The organism is Mesorhizobium sp. M0478 (assembly GCF_040321305.1).
Taxonomy (GTDB): Bacteria; Pseudomonadota; Alphaproteobacteria; order Rhizobiales; family Rhizobiaceae; genus Mesorhizobium.
On sequence record NZ_JAMYRH010000015.1, the window covers coordinates 28,857 to 46,399 of the forward strand.

At 58.6% G+C, this 17,543-nt stretch carries 15 protein-coding genes and 1 pseudogene; 7 read left to right on the forward strand and 9 right to left on the reverse strand.

Translation table 11 applies throughout. The annotated features are described in order from the left end of the window. Positions 1-261: 261 nt before the first annotated feature. From NKI64_RS27090 to NKI64_RS27100, 3 genes are read left to right on the forward strand one after another with little or no spacing between them, the layout of a single operon-like run. Positions 262-1,041 (forward strand): enoyl-CoA hydratase/isomerase family protein, encoded by a 780-nt coding sequence (locus NKI64_RS27090; protein ID WP_352671131.1) that lies wholly within the window; start codon positions 262-264, stop codon positions 1,039-1,041. A gap of 1 nt (position 1,042) precedes the next feature. Further along, on the forward strand, positions 1,043-3,238 hold the full coding sequence (locus NKI64_RS27095) for an acetate--CoA ligase family protein (RefSeq protein ID WP_352671135.1): 2,196 nt from the start codon (positions 1,043-1,045) through the stop codon (positions 3,236-3,238). Continuing rightward, positions 3,235-4,050, forward strand: a complete 816-nt coding sequence (locus NKI64_RS27100) for an enoyl-CoA hydratase-related protein (protein WP_352671138.1) — start codon at positions 3,235-3,237, stop codon at positions 4,048-4,050. The genes NKI64_RS27095 and NKI64_RS27100 overlap by 4 nt, the downstream gene beginning before the upstream one ends. Before the next feature lie 165 nt (positions 4,051-4,215). Here NKI64_RS27100 and NKI64_RS27105 read toward each other — a convergent pair whose 3' ends face one another. From NKI64_RS27105 to NKI64_RS32200, 3 genes and pseudogenes are all read right to left on the reverse strand, one after another. Further along, on the reverse strand, positions 4,216-5,268 hold the full coding sequence (locus NKI64_RS27105; RefSeq protein WP_352671296.1) for a KamA family radical SAM protein: 1,053 nt from the start codon (positions 5,266-5,268) through the stop codon (positions 4,216-4,218). Positions 5,269-5,369: 101 nt separating this feature from the next. Next, positions 5,370-5,648: a hypothetical protein gene (locus NKI64_RS27110; RefSeq protein WP_352671141.1), complete on the reverse strand. Its 279-nt coding sequence runs from the start codon at positions 5,646-5,648 to the stop codon at positions 5,370-5,372. A gap of 420 nt (positions 5,649-6,068) precedes the next feature. Then, positions 6,069-6,184 (reverse strand): annotated as a pseudogene (locus NKI64_RS32200) (IS110 family transposase); the annotation flags it as partial. A 276-nt stretch (positions 6,185-6,460) separates the two neighbouring features. On the opposite strand from NKI64_RS32200, the gene NKI64_RS27115 reads away from it, so the two are divergent. Genes NKI64_RS27115 through NKI64_RS27125 form a run of 3 tightly spaced genes read left to right on the forward strand, consistent with a single transcriptional unit; the run spans position 6,461 to position 9,431 of the window. Beyond that, positions 6,461-7,783: an NAD(P)-dependent oxidoreductase gene (locus tag NKI64_RS27115; protein WP_352671144.1), complete on the forward strand. Its 1,323-nt coding sequence runs from the start codon at positions 6,461-6,463 to the stop codon at positions 7,781-7,783. A 14-nt stretch (positions 7,784-7,797) separates the two neighbouring features. Next, complete coding sequence (locus NKI64_RS27120) at positions 7,798-8,505, forward strand: class I SAM-dependent DNA methyltransferase (protein WP_352671147.1); 708 nt, start codon at positions 7,798-7,800, stop codon at positions 8,503-8,505. Continuing rightward, positions 8,502-9,431: an isopenicillin N synthase family dioxygenase gene (locus NKI64_RS27125; RefSeq protein WP_352671150.1), complete on the forward strand. Its 930-nt coding sequence runs from the start codon at positions 8,502-8,504 to the stop codon at positions 9,429-9,431. Before NKI64_RS27120 ends, NKI64_RS27125 begins: the two co-directional genes overlap by 4 nt. 187 nt (positions 9,432-9,618) lie before the next feature. On the opposite strand, the gene NKI64_RS27130 is transcribed toward NKI64_RS27125, so the two are convergent. The 6 genes from NKI64_RS27130 to NKI64_RS27155 form a co-directional block, all read right to left on the reverse strand. Then, on the reverse strand, positions 9,619-10,746 hold the full coding sequence (locus tag NKI64_RS27130; RefSeq protein WP_352671153.1) for a serine hydrolase domain-containing protein: 1,128 nt from the start codon (positions 10,744-10,746) through the stop codon (positions 9,619-9,621). A gap of 374 nt (positions 10,747-11,120) precedes the next feature. After that, on the reverse strand, positions 11,121-12,176 hold the full coding sequence (locus NKI64_RS27135) for a quaternary amine ABC transporter ATP-binding protein (protein ID WP_352671156.1): 1,056 nt from the start codon (positions 12,174-12,176) through the stop codon (positions 11,121-11,123). Further along, positions 12,173-13,207 carry an ABC transporter permease gene (locus NKI64_RS27140; protein WP_352671159.1) on the reverse strand — a complete coding sequence of 345 codons (1,035 nt, stop codon included), beginning with the start codon at positions 13,205-13,207 and terminating at the stop codon, positions 12,173-12,175. The genes NKI64_RS27135 and NKI64_RS27140 overlap by 4 nt, the downstream gene beginning before the upstream one ends. A 172-nt stretch (positions 13,208-13,379) precedes the next feature. Then, positions 13,380-14,351 (reverse strand): ABC transporter substrate-binding protein, encoded by a 972-nt coding sequence (locus NKI64_RS27145; protein ID WP_352671162.1) that lies wholly within the window; start codon positions 14,349-14,351, stop codon positions 13,380-13,382. Between the two features lie 149 nt (positions 14,352-14,500). Next, positions 14,501-15,586, reverse strand: coding sequence for a mandelate racemase/muconate lactonizing enzyme family protein (locus tag NKI64_RS27150; RefSeq protein WP_352671165.1), 1,086 nt, complete (start codon positions 15,584-15,586; stop codon positions 14,501-14,503). A gap of 1 nt (position 15,587) precedes the next feature. Beyond that, complete coding sequence (locus NKI64_RS27155) at positions 15,588-16,460, reverse strand: LysR family transcriptional regulator (protein WP_352671168.1); 873 nt, start codon at positions 16,458-16,460, stop codon at positions 15,588-15,590. Positions 16,461-16,614: 154 nt separating this feature from the next. Between NKI64_RS27155 and NKI64_RS27160 the strand changes: the two genes are divergently transcribed. Continuing rightward, positions 16,615-17,523: an NAD(P)-dependent oxidoreductase gene (locus NKI64_RS27160; RefSeq protein ID WP_352671171.1), complete on the forward strand. Its 909-nt coding sequence runs from the start codon at positions 16,615-16,617 to the stop codon at positions 17,521-17,523. The last annotated feature ends 20 nt before the right edge of the window (positions 17,524-17,543 follow it).

Consider the following 17,543-nt stretch of genomic DNA (forward strand, 5'->3'; position numbering starts at 1 on the left):
CGCGCCAAAGCGGCTGGCCCCAGCGGCAACGAAGCAAGGCCAGCCCGTGGTAAGCCGGCCGCTGTTTGGGGGGCAATGCAAATAACGGACGGTCATTCAATTCCAATAATGTTCACCGCTGAGCAATCGCATTTCTCGCCGGAGCTATGATCCATATAGCTCGCCCGCGCAAGATTGAAACATGTGTTGCAAATCAAATCGCCTCTGTTATCGTGCCCGCCAACCGTGATCACCGATCCAGCGGGTTATAGGAAGTACATAATGTTTGAAACGGTCGCCTACGAAATCCAGAATGGCGTCGCCGAAATTCGTCTGAACCGCCCGCACCGCTTGAACGCAGTGGTGCAGAAATTATACGATGATGTCCTGGCGGCTCTCGATGAGGCGGAACGCGACAAGACCGTGCGCGTCATTGTCCTGACCGGAGAAGGACGGGCGTTTTGTGTCGGCGCCGATTTGAAGGAGCACAAGGCGGGTCGCACGGCCTTCGATAGGCGACAATATTTGATGAGCGAACAAAGGGTGTGTAGACGTCTGGTCTCACATCCAAAACCGATCATTGCGGGCGTGAACGGCTATGCGCTTGGCGCTGGTGCCGAGATGGCTCTCGCTTGCGATTTTATGGTCATGGCCGCCTCGGCGCGGATCGGATTTCCCGAAATTGGCCTTGGCGCACTCCTGGGGGGTGGGGTTACGAACATCCTTCCACGGCTTGTAGGTCTCGCAAAAGCGCGTGAGCTGATCTTCTTCGGTCGGCAGATTGACGGGGCGGAAGCGGTTAAGATCGGACTTGCCTTACGCTGTATCCCTGACGAGGAATTTGCTGAGAGCATCCGCACTTTGGCGAGTGAACTGTCAAAGAAGGCGCCATTCTCGATGCAGCTTGCCAAAGAGCAGTTGGCGTCAGCTGCTCATGGGACGTTCGACTCTGCTCTTACTGCTGAGCTCGAAGGCATGATGTTTTGTTCGACCACGCGCGATTGGCAGGAGGGCGTCGACGCCTTCGCGGAAAAGCGTTCGCCGATCTTTCGGGGGGAATAACATGGCGTCGAATGACCTCCTCAACATTCTGTCCCCCGACTCCATTGCGATCATCGGCGCATCAAAGAACCCGGCAAAGAGGGGATATCGGTCGCTAAGAAAACTCCTGGATGACGGCTATGCCGGGGCAATCTACCCGATTAATCCAAATGAGATTGAAATCTGCGGCATTAGGTGTCTGCCCGATCTGGGCAGCCTGCCCGGGCCCGTCGATCTTGCGCTGGTCTGCACTCCCGCGGCGACGGTTCCTTCAGTCATCACCGAATGCGCCGCAAAAGGAGTGCGGGGTGCCGTGGTTCTGGCGGGTGGCTTTGGGGAGGCTGGAGACGGCGGCAAGCGGCTCCAGGATGCAGTGCTAGCCGCTGCGAGCGCTGGCGGGGTGAGGATCATCGGGCCAAACACCTCGGGCATGTTCAATACTCACAAAGCCTGCAATCTCGTCGGCTTTTCGGATTTGCGGAAGGGCAGCATTGGCCTTTTGTCCCAATCCGGAAACATGGCTCTGTCGCTCGTCACTGAAGCTCAAGCCAACGGGCATGTGGGTTTGAGCACTTATGTGGGAGTGGGTAACGAGGCCGATATCCGCTTCGACGAGTACCTCGACTACTTTGCGGCCGATGCCAACACCAACGTGGTGATCGTCTACGTGGAAGGCCTGAAAGACGGCCGCCGCTTTTTAAACGCCTTGAGGCGGATCTCGCTAGAGAAACCAGTTGTCGTCTACAAATCGGGTCGGACAAGTGCCGGACGCATTTCCGCGAAATCTCATACCGGCGCTTTGGCTGGCGAATATGCGGTCAGCGAGGGCGTGCTGAGGCAAGCCGGCGCAATCCTTGCGCACCGGTCCGATGAGATCCTGCCGATGGCGGAGACGCTATCGCTGCTACCGCCCATCATGCGCTCGCGCCGCCTCGCCATCCTTGCGGACGGCGGAGGTCACGCGACAATTGCCGCCGACGCCCTGTCCGAGCGCGGGCTGGCGCTCGCTCCCATGAGCGAAGAGACGCGGCGGCGGCTTGCGGCGGTACTTCCTCCGGCCGCGTCGGTTATCAACCCTGTCGACGTAGCCGGGGGTACGGATTCGGACCCCTCGGTTTTCGCCGCTTGCGCCGAGATTCTCTTGCAGGATCCGATGGTGGATGGACTTCTGATCTCCGGTCTCTACGGCGGTTACGCGGTTCGTTTCTCAGAAGACCTGCTCGCCGCAGAAATCGATGCCACTAACCTCATCAGCGCAATGCCACGCCGGTTCGGCAAGCCCGTGGTTGTACACAGCCTGTACAGTGCGCTTCAGGCAGATCAGCGGCCTTTGCCACTCTTGGACATGCGCCGCGCCGGGATCCCAGTTCACAACTCCCTGGAAACGGCCGTGCGATGCATGCAGGCTTTGGCGGAGTACGGTGAGGTGGGCCGGGACATAGCAGCTTTGCCGCCAAAGCGAGCGCAGCACGGGAAAGTCTTTGAGCAGGTTCTTGCGCGGTGCAGAGCTGAGGGTAGGCGGCTGGTCTTGGAGCACGAAGGCAGAGACAGCCTGCATGATTTTGGCCTAGATCTGGCCCCGGCTTTGTTGGCTCTCGATGAAAAAGAGGCCGAAGCGGCTTTTTTCCGTCTCGGCGCACAGCCGGTCGCGATGAAAATCGTATCTCGCGATATTCTGCACAAGACAGAGGCCGGCGGAGTCAAACTCAATGTCGCCGACGTCGCATCGGTACAGCGCGGCTTCCTTGAGATCGTCGCCAATGTTAAGGCTGCAGTAACCAATCCGAACATTGCAGGCGTCCTCGTCACTCCGATGGCAGCGAAGGGAGGCGTCGAGGTCATTGTCGGCGTCGTGCGCGATGCCACATACGGTCCGGTCATCATGTTTGGACTGGGCGGGATCCTTGTCGAAGTTTTTAGGGATGTCGTGTTTCGTGCGCTTCCCATCTCGCGCAATGATGCCTTTGCGATGTTAGACGAAATCAAGGCGCAAGCGGTTCTCGATGGCGTGCGCGGGGGAGCGCCGGTTGATCGAGACGCGCTCGCAGATTTTATGGTGAGTATCTCGGACCTGGTTGAAGCCTTCCCGGAAATCGATGAACTCGACCTCAATCCCATTCATGCGTATCCCGACGGTCTGGCAGTCCTGGATGTTCGCATCCTTCTTACCGCGTCCTCCATAGTGCGGTCGGCAGAGAAGCAAGGGATTGAGGCATGACAGATCTGCCGAAACTCATCAACTCGGAACTCGAGGTCAGCGACCGTGTCGCCGTGGTCGTGCTGGATCGCGACGACGTCCGCAACGAACTGACTGGAACGAGTTTGATAGACGACATCGTGCAAACGGTTGACTGGATCAATGGTGGGGCGCCCATCTCGGTTCTGGTCATCACAGGGGCTGGCAAGGCGTTTTCCGCCGGCGGCAACGTCAAGGACATGCGGGACAGTAGGGGAAGCTTCGCTGGCGATGTGTTTGAGGTACAAGAACGCTATCGCCGCGGCATCCAACGAATTGCGCTTGCCATGCACCGGCTGGAGGTCCCTGTCATTGCTGCCGTCAATGGGGCGGCAATCGGTGCTGGTTTCGATCTGGCAACAATGTGCGACATCCGAATAGCAGCGGAGGACGCAGTATTCGGCTCCACATTCATCAATCTTGGCATCGTACCGGGAGATGGCGGTGCCTTGTTCCTGCAGGATCTGCTCGGTCCCCAAAGGGCGGCGGAGTTGATCTTCACCGGGCGTCTGGTGCGCGCCGAGGAAGCTCTACGACTGGGAATCGTCCTTGAGATCGCGACAGCATCCGAATTGCGGTCGCGAGCCCTGCAGCTTGCTGCAAGCATTGCAGGAAAACCTCCTCAAGCACTTCGACTCGCAAAACGGCTGCTGAAGGCAGCGCGGAGATTGGACCTTCCTGATTTCCTCGACCTCTGCGCAGCATTTCAAGGCATGTGCCATAATACTTCGGATCACCGTGAGGCGGTCGAAGCCTTCCTGGACAAACGTCCTGCCCTCTTTCAGGGGCGCTAATTGCCACCGTTATCAGTGCAGCGTGCGGTCAGTACTGTTCGAGCAGCCCGTCGCTGGAACGGAAAAGCCGTCACCACCGCCTAATGGCGCTGCCCTAAAGAAGCGCAACCGCGGCCTTTGTTCAGCTCGAACTGGTACGGTGACAGCATTCCGCGACTTTCGATCTCATCCTTCCGGCAAATCGTCCAACCAGCAGGCGCCCTCGAGGTGCGGCCGGGAAAAGATTTTTCCGATCTTTTCGGGAGTCTTGTTTTGATGGTATCGCATATACACTCGGCCATCGCCTCCTAGGTCGAGGATCTCTATCTTTCCTGTGTAGTGGGACATGATGTATTTAAATGTTTTCTGGATGCCGCTAAGACGTTGGTTGATGCCGCGCGCAATCTCTATTCCGCGGCGCAGAGACACCTGAAAATGCGATGCGCCTTTCACTGGCCTACCTTGAAATAGGTAATAAGGGTGGACGCCCATTTGATGGCACTTGGCGAAGGTCGCCGCCAAGATCTTGGAATCATCGTTGACTTTCGCGAGGAGCACGGATTGATTGAGGAACTGTACGCCATGGGCGCGCAAAGAGCCAATGTTGCGCTCTGCGTCCGCCGAGATTTCACCGATGTGATCGAAATGTGTGACGATAACTGCGGCCTTACCCGCTTCATGGATCCGTTGGAACAAAGCCGGTAGAGCGGGATCCTCGAACCGCTTGGGCTGGTAGGCGACAGTTTTTGTGCCGAATCGAATCGAATCCAGATGTGAGATCGGCAGCAGATAATCAAGAATTTTGTCGAGCTTGGCGGTGCTGAGCACGAACGGGTCGCCCCCCGATAGCAGTACGTTCGTAATCTCCGGATGGCCATCAATATAATCCGCAATCCGAGAGAAATCAGTTGCAATTTCATTGGAGTTCTTGCCAACAATGCGTTTGCGAAAGCAATAACGGCAATATGAAGCGCAACGGTCTGTTACCAGCAACAATCCCGTCTGAGCATACTTATGCTGAAGTCCGGGCGCGACCGTGTTGTCGTGCTCGCCGCTCGTATCCAGATTGCCGGAACTCTCAAACTCTTCGAATGAGGGTTCGACGATGTGTTTAAGCTGATCATAATAAACATTGTTGGTGATTTGTTCACGATAGAAGTTTGTGACATGATAACGCGTGATGCCGTTAGCTTGTAGCTCACCCTCGGATACGTCGCGCGTCCCCTCGATGAAATTCATGGCAGCGGCAGGGTGCGACGAGTCCCAGTTGGTGGGCGATGATTGAAGTGGGCGAACGCGAGGCGATGCCGAGGTCGTCCGCGCGTTCATCTCACGGTCGCTCACGTTCTGGTCCTCGCAATGTTCACCTGCCCCAGCAATGTCTCCAGCGTCGGATCGCCCGACAGAACGATCCTCACCGCGAAGCTGTGGACCAAGCAGCTGATCAGCCCCTCTATCTCGGGGCGAGAGCGGTTAGCGTTCAGCGTGCCGATCACCAACCGCTGCTGGGCAAATGACAGTGGCGCCCGTGCCGAACGCGGCAGAGCTTCGATCGGCGCGACAGCACTCAAGAGTGCAGCGTCTATCGCATTGAGTTTTATCGTTTGAGCAAGTTTCATATCGAGCTCCTCGGTCGGAGACCGCCAGATCGCAATTTTCGTAAACGGATCCTCCACCGTGTCCTATGCAATCCGTGGGCCAACGAAGAGGCAGTGCTTGTAATAGGGCAAAACCATGTGTTTCGTGCCGCTGCGCGGAATACTTGCGCGTCAGTGTGTCAAGTTCCGAACATAGACGTCTCCAACCGGACACATCTCGACACACAACCTGAGGTCGAATGGAGACCGTCGTCTCTCGGCATAGTAAACTTTCGAGTTCGGCACGATCAATCCCCATGACGCCCTAGCAGCCCCTATGATTGCTGGGCCTGAGGGCGGCCCGTCATCCAATATGCAACGGTACGAGGGTTAAGCCGGCTGGCCGGCGCAGAGCCTCATGCATAGGAAATGCAAGCCCAAATTTGTGTTGAGGTGTCGTTTGCCGGCGTCGGGCATCCAGACGGGGTCAACGCTCCGGTGCGATGAAGGCGGGCGAGCATGGTGGCGTCGCGACGCTTCGTCTTCACCCGATCGCCAGGCTTCCGCGGAATCAACGCCGATCAACTCGTATGGCCATCGCCCAGGTTCTTGACCGGCGGCACCTTGGTCTCACAGATTGTCCGGTGCCCAGCTTCCACCTTTGTGTGGTTCGCAATTGTGAACTTTGTCTGCCAAAAATTAAACATGTTTAACAAGCCAGCAATAAACATGTAAAATGTTTTTACATATAATCCCTTTCATCTATCGTAGTCTGGTGTTTATATCCATTGATAAGGTATTGTTGGACATGAAACTGATATAAAATAGCGATTGTAGTTATGAAAGGAAATCTAGTGTCTGCCGTAGAGGCTGTAAGCGCCGCTCATTTCCGCTACGTCAAACGCATCGGATTCATTGGTACTGGCAGCATGGGGCGACCGATGATCGCCAAGCTCCTGCAGGCCGGCTATCAGGTGGAAGTCTACGACATCGATTCCGCGGCTGCGAGAGACGTGCTGAAAAAGGGAGCCCGGTGGCATGATGCACCGCGCGACGCGGCCCGCGATTGCGAAATTGTCATCACGTGCCTGCCGCTGCCACACGACGTCTTTGACAACATGACAGGCGAGCAAGGCGCCTTGGCCGGAATGGTACCGGGGAGCGTGTGGATCGATACGTCCACCACCGACTATCACAACACGTTCGAGATCGCCCGACTGGCTGCAGCAATTGGCGTGGATTCATTAGAAGCGCCCGTGAGCAACTTGTCCCACATGGGGGTCGATTTCGCCAATGTGAGCTTCTTCGTCGGCGGGCCACCGGAGGCCTATGTGCGTTGCGAGACGGTGTTGCAGACCCTGGGAGCCGTCTCCTTCCATGTAGGTGACATCGGTCAGGGCCAATCAGTCAAATTGCTGACGAACCTGCTCTTTTACACTGCAGCCGTGGCGAGCGGTCAGGCGCTCTGCCAAAGCGTACAAGAGGGCGTCCCAGCCCAGCAGGCGTGGCGCAAGTTCGTCGCCTCGTCCGCAAACTCCGTTGCAATCGAGCAGTTCGTCCCGTTTCTCCTGGATGGCAGCTACGATCGGTCTTGCACTCTGGAGATCACGGTGAAGGACATGGGCTTGACCGTCCAACTGGCCGACGAACTGCGCGTGGGGCTGCCGATCGGGCGCGCGGTCGAAAAGCGCTATAGCGAGGCGGGACGGAAGTTCGACCGATACGACGGCCATCTGCGAGTCGTCGAGTTGGCGGAGGTGGTCTTCGGCGTTCGATTGCAAGTGCCGGGCTATCGCGCACCATCCAAGTACGGTGCCAACCACGCGTATCCGCCAGACCAAGAATTCCTCGTCGATCCCATCGGACGGATCAAACCGAAGCGTGAGCATGTGTTTTCGCTCGACGACGTCCCACTCAGCGACATCCAGATACGCTTGCTCGAGTCTCTGTCCGGCGAACTCACCCAGGTCAATCGCCTGATCCTTGACGAGGCGTTTGATCTTGGGCGCGGCATGGGCCTGAACGATGCCCTGATCCATGACGTTATCACCTGGAGCGTAGGCGCCTCCGCATGGTCGGATAGCCATGCTCAGCAATGCAGCAACGAGCAGCTTGTGGATCTAGCCGATGCCCTTGCGCCGCCGCTGACAACGATACCGGATCTCATCTGCACCTAAATGGAGGACCTGTAATGAACAACCTCGATCAAAGGACCGCACTGAAGCAAGCCGCACGAAAACGTATCAAGGATTCCCATACCCTCGACGGCGACGTCGATCGCTTGACCCACTTCTATCGCGGATGGGCCAGTTCCTATGAACTGGATGTTGGCCGCGACGGGTACTGCGGGCCTACGGTTGTTGCGGAATTGGCGGGCACTGTGCAGACAGCGTATTTAGCCAGCGAACGAACTGCCATCGCAATCCTGGACGCTGGCTGCGGAACGGGCCTTGTCGGCGGGGAACTGGAACGCCTCGGCTTCCGGCTGATCGACGGGATCGACCTCTCCGACGAAATGGCGGAAAAGGCCCGGCAAACCGGCGTCTACCGCCATGTCCGAGGCAATGTCGACCTTAACGGGCCGCTCTCCGACCACGCCAGCGCGAGCTATGACATCACCATCTGCTGCGGCGTCTTCACGCTCGGGCACATCCGACCGGACGCACTGCGCGAACTCGTGCGCGTCACGCGCCCAAACGGATTCATCATCGTAAGTACCCGCAAGAGCTATGCGGAGGCCACATCGTTTGAAAACGAGGTAAGGCGTCTGCAGGATGCGGGCGTGCTTGTGACGGTACAGTGTCTAAACGACGCCAAATACATCGCTGAGGAGGGCGCACATTACTGGGTTTTCCGGGTAACCGATAAAGCCAACGCACCAACGGAGGAGCAACTATGATCACGCTACCGCAAATCTCACTAGCAAAACTGGCAGCCGATGCAACGCGACACGAAGAGCGCGATCGCCTACGCCTGGCCTGCGAGGAGTACGGGTTCTTCTACCTCGAGCACGGAATCCCGAAAGAACAGATCGCAGAAGCGATACAGGCTTCCCGGCGGTTCTTCGCGTTGCCACAGCCGACAAAGGAACGTTACGGCCACTCCGCCCAAAACGTGTACCCCACTACCGCCCGTGGATACAGTCCGTTGTACGGCGAGGTGCTACATCCCGAAGCCGGTCCCGATCCAAAGGAAATGTTCGACCTCGGAATCGAGAACGAAAGCGACCGGCGTCCGTTTGCTGGTTGTACACGCCTTCCGGATGACGCGGTGGCTCCTGGTTTCGCCCAAAGCCTGCTTGCTTTGCAGGCTACCGTGGTCAACAAGGTTGTGCCGCAGCTCGGGAAGGCGCTGGCCAACCTGCTCGATATGGAAGAAGGCTGGTTCCGACGCCATTTCAGCCCGCCGACGGTCCTGCAACGCGTGATCCGATATCCATCTACTGGCGGCACGGCCGGAAAGCATACCGACAATGGCTTCTTCACGCTGCTGCTGCAGGAGGAACTTCCCACGCGCTCCTTGCAGGTGTGGTTCGGGGGACGCTGGGTGCCGGCGCCGAGCCTGCCCGACAGTCTCGTTGTCAATCTGGGCGACATGCTTCAAGCCTTGAGTGATGACCGCTTCAAGAGCACGCCCCATCAGGTCGTGCACACCGGTCCGGCCGAACGAATTTCGCTTCCCTTCTTTATCTATCCCGACATCGACGCTCGCCTGACTTCCCGGCAAGGCAAGCACACCTTCAGCGTCGCGGAAATGATGTTGCGCAACTTCGACTCGATCTGGGAAACAGGGAATGGCGCTGGACGTGCGCGAGAGTTGCAGTAGGTTGTTCGCGGTTGATGGCCCTCGATGGCGGCGATGTCGGTTTTCTCGGAAACAGATCGGGACATGTTACTGGATGGAATCTAACGCCGGCTCTGGGCCGCCGGCGGCAATCAAGGTTCCCAGCCGTGCCCGCAGATCCATCGACTCGGATGTGGCCAGATCCGAAGCATTTCTCCATACGACCCGCTCATAACTCTGCAGCAAGACTAGCCATCATCTCGACGAGCTGGTCGCTGAAGTTGCCGTCAGAGGCACTCTTGTTCTCGAGTACGCTGAAGTAGACGGCGACAGTGCCGGTGTCAGGGTTTGCAAGCATGTACTGACCGCCCCAGCCGCCGTGGCCGAGCCAGATGCCGTCGGTCATCGTTTGGCGGCTATAGCGGCGCGACTTCTGTAGGGAGGGCCCGGGATTGCGGCGGGTATCTTCGATGAAGGCGGCATCGCCCACGCGGCGCCCGTCGACACCCTCGCCCTTGCGCGCGAAGAGCAGGCCGTAGCGCGCGAGGTCCCGGGCGGAGAGGCAGGCGCCGCCGTTGACCAGCGGCACGCCCTCACGGTCGCAGGTGATATGGAAGCACCCTTCGATGCCCGCGGCCTCGACAATCTCGATCAGCCAGTCGCGCAGCGGCCGGTCGCTGGCGCGCTCGACTATCCAGCCGATGACCTCGCTGTTAGTCGACTTGTAGAGCGCGTGGCCGGTACGATTCACGAGATCGTTGCTAGCGACTCCACAGAGGAAGGCTCGAATTGTGCCGTCCTTCTCGCCCTCCGGTGGCAAGCGCCATCCTGCGTCGCGCTCCATCGCAAACCACGTCGCGTAGGGGTCGTTGAGATCCTCGGAAAAGTCGTTGGCAACGTTCATGTCGGCGACATCGCGCAGCGTTGCATCCGCATAGCCCGCGCCGATCTCGGGCAGATAGTCCCTAACTCTGAGGGAAAGGTCGACGAGGCTGTCGGCGACGCAGCGGCCCAGCATGAAGTTGAGCGTCGTCTTGGTGATCGATTGGATGCTGTGCGGCCTCTCGGGACCGAAGTCCGGCGCATACGCCTCGTATAGGATGCGTCCGCCCTGCACCACGACGAAGGCGGAGAAATGCGGCATGGCGAGGAAACGAGCGACATCAGGCCGTTCGCCGATTGTCCAGTCGACCTGCTTCATGAGGGGAAAGACCGAGGGTGCGCGGAAGGAGAGGCTGTAACGGGCCATCCTGTGGAGGTTGTGGAAGCCGTGGCGGCGGTAGTCAGGCAGTTCCCAGCGCGGCTTGTTGTCGGCAGCCACGGCGAGGTCGGGATTGCGGATCGAGGCGAGCGTCATGCGGCGGGTCCTCCAAGATGGGGTTCGTTCGTGGGATTCATGGCCGAGGACCGTGTGTGGCTTGCGTCTTCAGCAGCCTCCTAACGATTACAGGGTTAATGCGCGGATTAACCTCATCGTAAGCCTCTCGGGCCATGCGGATCAGTCCGACAGGAGTCATTTCGCCCGCGCTCAACAAAAAGGCCAAGCCGACGGCATCGTATTCTGCATGTTCAAGCACCGTCATTTCGCCCCCATCTTTTTCCATCAAAGAAGCGACGCCTGGTGAGCTTCTCCATGAGGGACCGCAGCCACTTCGTTGGACACTTAGGCGGCAACAGCGAGGTCCATTCGGTTGAGGAGCGCCATGGGAATCCCATTGTAGTGGCTTGACCTTACATGTTGCTGTGGTTCCGCCCCGTCGCGGCGGTGGGTACAAGCGCCTTCAGAACGTCAGTCATCTTGAGCGTGCCGACCCGGGCTCCGTCCGAGTGCACTGCAAAGGATTTGTCGGCGGCGCCATGGGATCGGAGGATCGCCCGCTCCAAGGTCTCGTCCCCGTCGAGGACTTCGTAACCATCGTCTTCGGCAATCGTCTTCTCCATCACCGAACGCACGCGAAGCACGCGGGCGCGGTTGATATCGCTGACGAAGTCTTCGATGTAAGGGTCGGCCGGGTTGAGGAGAATGTACTGCGGCTCCCCCTGCTGCACGATCTCTCCGTCCTTCAGGATCACAAGATGGTCGGCGAGCTTGAGAGCCTCATCTAGGTCATGAGTGATGAACACGACGGTCTTCTGGAGGTCCTTTTGCAATTCCAGGAGAAGGTCCTGCATGCTTGATCGAATAAGCGGGTCAAGGGCCGAATAGGCTTCGTCCATGAGCATGAGCTCGGAGTTCGACGTCAGCGCCCGCGCGAGTCCGACGCGCTGCTGCATGCCGCCCGAGAGTTGATGGGGATACAGCGCCTCCGAGCCCGCGAGGCCGACCCTGCCCAGCCACTTGCGAGCCGTTTCGTCGGTCTTGGACCGCCCGTCCCCGCGCACCGAACATGGCATGCCGGCGTTGCGCAGGACCGTTTCATGCGGCAGCAGCGCAAAATTTTGAAAGACCATGGACATCTGGGTCCGGCGCAGATGCTGGAGCCGGAGCCGGTCGAGCTTCATAATGTCTGTGCCGTTGACGATCACCTCACCGGCCGTAGGGTCGACAAGGCGGTTGAGGTGACGGATCAAGGTTGATTTTCCGGAGCCTGACAGCCCCATGATCACCGTGATCTCGCCTTTTTTGATTTCAACATTGATGTCGCGCAACCCGAGCACATGGCCATGGGCTTGCAGCATATCCTTTTTGTGCATCCCCGCCTTCGCGTAGGTCACCATGGCCGGCGCATTATTGCCAAAGATCTTGTACAGGTTGCGGATGGATACGAAGCTCTCGGTCATGCTCATGTCCGCGACTGATGCATCTTGTTGACGCGCTGGAGGGCTGCCCGGCTGACCCGGTCGAGAACAATGGCTAGGAGCACGATGCCGAGGCCCGCGACAAGGCCGACGCCGAGTTCAAGTTTGTTGATACCGCGCAACACAAGGGTTCCAAGGCCGGGCGCGGACACCAGCGAAGCGATGACAACCATGGATAACGACAGCATGATGGTCTGGTTGATACCAGCCATGATGTTCGGCAGGGCGAGCGGCAACTGGACGCGATAGAGTTTTTGCCAGGAAGTCATGCCGAAGGCCTCCCCCGCCTCCAGAACGTCCTTGTCCACCAGTCGGATGCCGAGGTTCGTCAGCCTGATCGACGGCACGATCGCATAGAGAATAATCGCGATGCCGTAGAGCTTCGGCTCCGTGACGCTGAACAGGAAGATCAGGGGGATGAGGTAGACGAAGGTGGGCAGCGTCTGCAGCAGGTCCAGAAAAGGCGTCAGCCAACGCTCTAACCGGTTGCTGCGTGACATCGCGATGCCGATTGGCACGCCGAACAGGACGCAGATGAATGTACAGACCATGATGATGGCGAGCGTCTGCATGGCGTAGCCAAAATGGTCAACGAACGCCAACCCCAGGAACGCCACCAGCACGAAAACCGTCACGCCGGTGCGACGTCCGGCAAAATGGGCGATGGCGACCAGCATCAGGATCGCCGCCCACCAAGGAAGTGACTGCATCAGATCGATAGCGTTGCGCAAGGCCCAGCTCAATGGCTGCGTCACCGGGTCCAGAACGACTTTGACGGGGTCTTTCACGTCCAGGAACAGACGTTCCAACCCGGCCGTCATGTCGCGGGTGCGTGGGATGGCGCCGCAAACCTTATGAAGGACGTCCAGGGAGGGAAACGGGAAAGATTCGGTTTGGTCGGTCCCCGCTGCGCCGGCCTTTGCAAGTAGATCGTCCATCGACATGGGACCGCTGATGGCGCCGGCGTCGCACCAGGACCGCAGTCCCAGCGTGTCAAAAGCTTTTTCGTAAGCTGCCATGTCTAGCCTTAAATCGCCGCAATCCGGCAGCCACGCCCATCAGGGCGCGCCACCGGAATTGACCGAGAGGGGCTTGTCGACGTGCTTGAGGTGCCGCCAAGCATTTCGCCAAGTCAACCACCAGGCCGATACATCCCTTGGGTGGTGGGCCCGGTGACCGAGATGGCGGATCTCACTTCAGGACCGCCGCGAGCTTTTCCTTGGCCTCGGGGCTGAGCCAGTCCGCCCACACCGTCTTGTAGGTGGTCAGGAAGTGGACCGCCGATTCGTCGGCCGAAGCCTTCTTGCTATCCTGCCAGGCCAGTGTCTCGCTCATCTGCTCATTTGTGAAGGTCACCTTGGACATGAGCGCTGCAATATCGGGCTCGCGCTTCTCGAAATCCGTTGTCGCTGCCGTCACCACCTCTGCCGGCGGATAAGCCGACTTACCGGGTGTCTTGCACGTTTCCACCGCGTTGCAGGCGTGGATCTCGGGGACATACGGGCCAATGTCGACCTTGGCCATCTTGTACTTGCCGAGAACGGATGTTGGACCCCAGTAGTAACCGAACCAAGGCTGCTTGTTCTCGTTGGCAGCGGCGATCGCCGCTGCCAGGGTCTCTCCGGAGCCGTGATTAAAAACTTCAATGCCGTGGCCTTTCAGATCGAAAGCCTCAGCCAAATGGTCGTTTGTGATCTTACAACCCCAGCCTTCGGGGCAGTTATGGAATTTGCCGCCGACCCAGTCTGGATGGGCCAGAATGCCGTCGATCTTCGCAAGTTCCGGATGTTCGTCAACGAGGTATTGTGGGACCCACCATGCATCAATGCCGCCGGGGGTCAGGACATGGCCCAACGTCTTAACTTTGCCGGCGGCCACCAATGCTGGATAAGCTGGCGCGCCGTTGAGCCAGAGTTCGGTGACGATGTCGGGACGGCCGGTCTCTGCAACCGATGTGACTGCAGTAGCAGTAGCCGAAGGAACAACCGTGACCTTGCAGCCGTAGCCCTGCTCCATCAGGAACTTGGAGACGGCCGTGACGATCGAGCCCGAGGCCCAGTTCATTTCCGTGATGGTGACATCGCCGCATTTTGCTTCGGCCGCAGTCGCGGCGAGGGTGGCTATGAAGGCGGCGGCAGTCAGCTTTAGCGTGCGTGAAAGCATTGTTCTCTCCTGTTGGTGTTCCATTCCAGGCGATGCCCCCGGACCTCACTGCCGGGGTGGTTCCCCGCATCAGAAATTATAAGATCGGCAAACATTTAACTAACGAATATAATTCGAGCCTGACATCGAGTTTTCCGATGCAGCGAGCGTCAGTCGACGGCAAAGCGGCTCAGGGCCATCTCATCGAAGGTGAAGCCGGTCCCGGGCCGTGCAGATATGAGAATGTCCCCGTCTACGATTTCCATCTCTTCACAAAACAGCGGGGCATACCACGGCATGTGCTCCACAGAGATGCAGTTGGCGGCTGACCCGGCGATACACAGGCTGTGCTCGGTGAAGATATGAGTGGAGATCGGCAGGCTATACGCTTCCGCGAGCGCGGCTACCCGGCGCATCTCGGTTAGCCCGCCAATCCTCTGGAGGTCCGGCATCAACACATCTGCGGCGCGAGCATCAATGGTGTTGCGGATGCCGAAGCGGGTCCACTCGGTCTCACCCGAAGCGATCGGCATGTCGAGTGCGTTCCGGACTTCCGCCTGGCCAACGAGGTCATGGACGGAAACGGGCTCCTCTAGCCAACCGACGTCCAGTTCTTCGAGCATTCGGCCCAAGCGGATCGCCTGCTTCGGTTTGAGTGCTTGGTTGGCGTCCACAAGGATTTCAATGGACGGTCCGACCGTCTCCCGGACCGCCTTGACACGTTCGAAATCCTTGCGCGGATCGGCATTGCCGACGCGGACCTTCATCGCCCGAAAGCCCTGCTGAAGGAAACTCGCCGCTTCGTCGGTCAGCTCGTCGATGGTCTGCGAAAGCCAGAGCCCGCCGCTGGCGTAAGTGCGGATGCGATCCCGGCAGGCCCCGAAAATGTGATGCAGCGGTCGGTCCACGCTTTTGCCGATCAGGTCCCAGCAGGCGGTATCAAGCGCAGAAAGCGCAGAGATCGTGACGCCGGCATAGCCAGTGGGGTTGATTTCCGCCCATATGGAAGAATTGATCGCTGTCACATAGTGGGGGTCCTGACCCACAATGCGATGTGAAAAGCCGCGGACCATCTCGTCGAAGGCTTTGAGCCGGACTGCGTTCAGCGTGAAAAGATAGCTCTGACCAACCAGCCCGACATCGGTTTCCAAGTAGACAAGCAGGCAGCCGACCGATCGCATATCATGGATTGCAGTGGTAATCGGCTTCGCGAATGGAATATTGGTGAGCCGGGTCTTCAACGCTGTGATTTTCATGTTATTTCTCTGGCAGTCCACTGGAAATACAGACGATAGTGTCGCGCAAAGCATCCATAGCGATTTTGATAGATTCTGGCGCAATGACGTCAATCCGCACGGCGACGAAAACTGTTCGTTGAAAGCGCGGCGCCCCCTCGACCAGATGCAGGCGGCCGGATTTGACGAGAGACGCCACGGATTCCGCCAGGAAATACCCAGAGCCGCTGTTGGCCAGGATATGATCCATTGCCACCGCGGAATTGCGAATCGTCAGCTTATGGCTAAACACGCCAGGGAAATGCATGCTGTGTTGGGCCCGGAACGTCTCCCCCCAATCCACGAAAACGTAGCCAGGAACAACACCGCTCTGAACAGCACGTGGTTTGGTCGACACCATCACGAGTTCTTCGCTGTTGAGGGGCTCGATTCGCGCCTCCGCGCAGTGACGCGGGTCATAGAGCACGGCAATGTCAAGCAGTCCGGCTCGCAGTTTCTCCATAAGTATATCCGAATGCTCACAAAGCGCGCTTGCGACGCCATCCGGTAAAGCCTTGGCCATGCGTTCCAACCAGCCCGGCACGACGCGAGGCCAGTGATTATCCTCGACCCCCAGAGTGACAAAAGCATTCAGGCCTTCCGGCAGCGTGGCGACCTGCTGACCGCGCTCCCAGGCGCGCACGATATTCACCGCGCTCGAATGAAACTGATGACCGCCCGTCGTAAGGGCCACTCCGTTGCGCTTGCGGTAAAACAGCTGGCGGTTAAGCCGACGTTCCAGCGCCTTTATCCGGGCGCTGATCGTTGACTGGGTGACGTTAAGCTGGTCGGCGGCGTGCTGGAAGCTGCCGGTCGAGCGGACTTCCAAAAATGCCCTGATATGCTCGATGTTCAAAAAACCTGCCCTCAAATCGAATTCTTCGATATGACTCCCTAATTATATTCGTTTGCCACGTCAATCCGGGTGAGAAAGAGTGGTGTAGCATCGGTCACGACGCGACAGCTGGAGCGCCGAAACGGCCCTGACTGGCCACTGAACGGAGATATATATGCGGATTGCATTTATCGGGTTGGGCAACATGGGCGGGCCAATGGCCAGTAACCTGGCGCGCGCCGGATACGAGCTCGCGCTGTTCGACCTGGATACAAACAAGGTTGATGCGGTGCGGGCGACTGGAGCAGCGGCCGGCAACCGGGCGATCTCGTCGGCCGTAACCGCTGCCGAGGCGGCCTCCGGTGCCGATATCGCGTTTACATCACTGCCAAACCCAAAGATCATCGAAGCCGTCGCGTTATCTGATGAGGGCATGCTGGGAGCGCTGCCGAAAGGCGCGGTCTGGATAGACCTTTCAACCAACAATCTCGACTGCGAGAGCCGCATCCGCGCCGCCGCCGCAGCCCGCGAAGTCGATTTCTTGGACGCTCCGGTTACCGGCGGGATTGAAGGAGCAGCTGCCGGAACGCTGATGATCATGGTCGGCGGAGACGCGCAGGTATTTGCGCGCTGCAAACCCATCTTGGATAAGATAGGCAACCGGGTCATGCACCTTGGCCCCCACGGGGCGGGCTATGTCGCCAAGATTGCACAAGTCGTGCTCTGCTATCTCAACTCGGTAGCGCTCAGCGAGGCCCTGATGCTGGGGGTAAAAGGTGGGGTCCCTGCTCACATCATGCTGGGCATCATCCAGGGCAGCACCGGCGCAAGTTACGTCGCGGACCGCTACGGTCCGGCTATTCTCGACGGCAGTTACGATCCCGGCTTCGCACTGGGGCTCGCGCACAAAGACATGGCCCTGACCCTGGAACTGGCAGGATCTGTCGGCGCCACCCTGCCCATGTGCGAGCAGGTTGAGGCGATCTACAAGAAAGCAGTCGACCAGTACGGTTTTGACCAGAACCATCTCATGGCCGTAAAGCTCCTGGAAGAGCAAAACGGCACATTCCTCCGCTCCACCTGACAACAACCGATCGAAAGGAC